This is a genomic window from Clostridium sp. (assembly GCF_051654825.1).
In the GTDB taxonomy this organism is placed as follows: domain Bacteria; phylum Bacillota; class Clostridia; order Clostridiales; family Clostridiaceae; genus Clostridium.
This window is the reverse complement of sequence record NZ_JBOFYU010000008.1, coordinates 1-2,837: the sequence shown is the minus strand read 5'-3', so window position 1 is coordinate 2,837 and position 2,837 is coordinate 1. Positions and strand designations below refer to the sequence as shown.

General features: G+C 26.0%; 2 protein-coding genes and 1 pseudogene. 1 reads left to right on the top strand and 2 read right to left on the bottom strand.

Annotated elements, in window-relative coordinates:
• Positions 1-302, bottom strand: a pseudogene (locus ACRDBA_RS00275) (DNA-binding response regulator); the annotation flags it as partial.
• A 278-nt stretch (positions 303-580) separates the two neighbouring features.
• Positions 581-1,930, bottom strand: a complete 1,350-nt coding sequence (locus tag ACRDBA_RS00270) for an MATE family efflux transporter (protein WP_438570948.1) — start codon at positions 1,928-1,930, stop codon at positions 581-583.
• Between the two features lie 144 nt (positions 1,931-2,074).
• Here ACRDBA_RS00270 and ACRDBA_RS00265 point away from each other — a divergent pair, with 144 nt between their 5' ends.
• The gene (locus tag ACRDBA_RS00265; protein ID WP_438570947.1) at positions 2,075-2,701 is read left to right on the top strand and encodes a Crp/Fnr family transcriptional regulator; all 627 of its coding nucleotides are present in this window, start codon (positions 2,075-2,077) and stop codon (positions 2,699-2,701) included.
• Positions 2,702-2,837: the final 136 nt, after the last annotated feature.

The window sequence follows — 2,837 nt, the reverse complement described above, 5'->3', positions numbered from 1 at the left end:
ATCATATAAACAGTTTCAGCCTTTTGAAAACCAATACTTTCACAGTCTATATCCTGAAACAATGCTCTAAACTGCCTGATATTTTCTACCTTTCTTCTTGGTAGATACATTGTGTTTGGTGTTAAAAACACATCTTCATCCCTATGTAGTTCCTCTACTATATCCCTTAGTCCCTTATTTTTAGTATTATATATCTTAATAGTCCTTTGACCATTATTATCTTTATCATTTAGCTTTAATATCTGTATATATCCGTCTGTGCTATCATCATATAAATGATCACAAAACTCTGTCATTTGCATAAAAAAATTCCCCTCTATTTTTAGTATGTTGACACTAAAGACAAGGAGAACTCTTAATTTACTTCACTATAATTAATACCTAGTGAGTCGCAAAATACATTAGACTCCTAGCTTTTTTATTATTCAATTTTCGATTAATATACTTAAATTTTAGCATAAATCCATATTTTAGTATATATGTTTTACATATATACTAAAATATCGCCAACGACAAAGTCCATTGCTAAAAAGTATCTTTACTAGTCTTTACTTAGTATTTAGGCATACCATAACCATTGTTAGACAGTCTCTATTATAGAGTTGTATTCTTTGAATTCCTTAGCAATGAATACAATACATATGATAGATGATAGCAAATCTGAAACTGGTTGTACTAACCAAACACCTATAAGTCCAAAATATTTAGGTAAAATAAATAGCAGAGGAATAAATAGAATTACAGGCCTTAGAAGAGATAAAAGTATAGATATCTTTACCCTTCCAATGGATTGAAAATAATTTGGTAATGTTATAGCTAGAATTGATATAGGCATCATAAATAAATATATTCTTATACCTTGTATAGATATATTTAATAAATCTTTATCTTTATTAAATATACTTATTAATTTATCTGGAAACAAAAATACTAAAATAAACCCTAAAGTTAATATAATAAATCCTACGATGCTGCCATTTATGAATGTCTTCCTTGATCTATGATACTCTTGAGCGCCATAATTGAATCCAATAATAGGTAAAGAACCTTGATTAATACCTATAACAGGCATTAAAAATATATTGGATATAGATATTATAGTAGCTACAGCTCCTATAGCCAAATCTCCACCATACATTTTTAAAGAGTTATTAAGCATAACTTGAACTACGCTTGTAAATATTTGCATAAAGAAAATAGGCAATCCACTGATTATTATTTTCTTTATAATAAATTTATCAGGTATTAAATTTTCTTTTTTTAATTTTAGATTAGAATCACCTTTAGTATAGTAGTGTATAGACATTGTGAATACAAATATCTGGGATAATATTGTTGCAAATGCAGCTCCTTTTATACCCCATTTAAACACAAATATAAATATTGGATCTAGGATGATATTCATAATACAGCTTAAAATTAATAGTCTTGATGCCTTTTTAGGATTTCCTTCTGATCTAATTGTTGTAACTAATGAAAAACCTATAATATAAAATACAGTTCCAAATAAAATAATATTAATATATTCTTTTGCATAGAGTATATTATTTGTACTAGCACCAAACATTACTAGCAAATTATCTTTAAATATTGATAGTATGATAATTAGAAATAAACCTATAAAAATAGACATTATTATTAGCTGACCCAAGTATTTTGCAGATTCTTTTTTATTTCCTTTACCTAAACTATTTGATATATTTGTTGCAACTCCAACCCCTAGTAATAATTCAAAAGCTAATAATATAGTTACAATAGGCAATGTAACACCTACTCCAGATAAAGCTAATGCTCCTTCATCTGCAATATGTCCTATAAATATCCTATCTACTGCATTATATAATGATACAACTACCATTCCTATGATTGCTGGTATAGAGTATTTTAATAATAACTTATTTATTGACATTGTACTTAGTTCTAAATTCATCTGATTACTCTCCTTAAACTTATTCTAAAATATTTCGTTTTGAATTATACATCTATCAAATAAAAAAGTTAAGGACAATTGTCCATAACTTTTTTATTTGATAGATGTTATAATTTTACTACTTGATTTAAAAGGAGATTTAAAATGAAAAAATTAATTGAACTATTAGATAATTGTCCACATCATATAAAAAATAAATTTTCTGAGTTGAAATTTGATGCATACGATAAGATTTTATTACAGAATGAAACATCTAATTGTGTGTATATTTTAAAAAGTGGAAAAGTGAAAGTATATTCATTAACTACAAATGGCATAAAATATCTAGATCATATATATTGTAAATATGAGCTATTTGGTGAATTAGAAGTATTTCTTAATACATCAACTTTAGGTTTTGTAGAAGCACTTGAGCCTTGTGATTTGATTAAAATTACAAGAGAAGATTTTTTAGAATGGCTTAAATATGATAATGATTTTTCATTATATATAAATATTCAGCTATCTCAAAAAATGTATAATACATGCATTAATAGTAAAGCAAATGTTGTTTATCCTCTAAAATATAGAGTATTATATTTTTTATGCCGATTTTTAACTGAGCATAATACAGATAGTGTACACAAAGATATTGTAGTTGAAGGTATCGGATCAAATATTAGAAGTATAAACAGAGTTGTAAAGGATTTAAATGATAATAATATAATCGAGTATAATCAAGGCTATATTAAAGTAAAAAACTTAGATAGAGTAATAAATGACTATCTATAGAAGAATTAGGAATGATCAGGTTGAGGGCATTCATTGATAATTATCAATTGTAGATAAAGTAAAGTTCCAACTTGTATAATTATAATAAGATTGTGGAGAGAAAAAAGAGGATATATTGAAATGTTTTGGTAAGATC

Coding starts and splice junctions, on each gene's coding strand:
- ACRDBA_RS00270 (WP_438570948.1), bottom strand. CDS start 1,930: ATGAATTTAGAACTAAGTACAATGTCAATAAATAAGTTATTATTAAAA.
- ACRDBA_RS00265 (WP_438570947.1), top strand. CDS start 2,075: ATGAAAAAATTAATTGAACTATTAGATAATTGTCCACATCATATAAAA.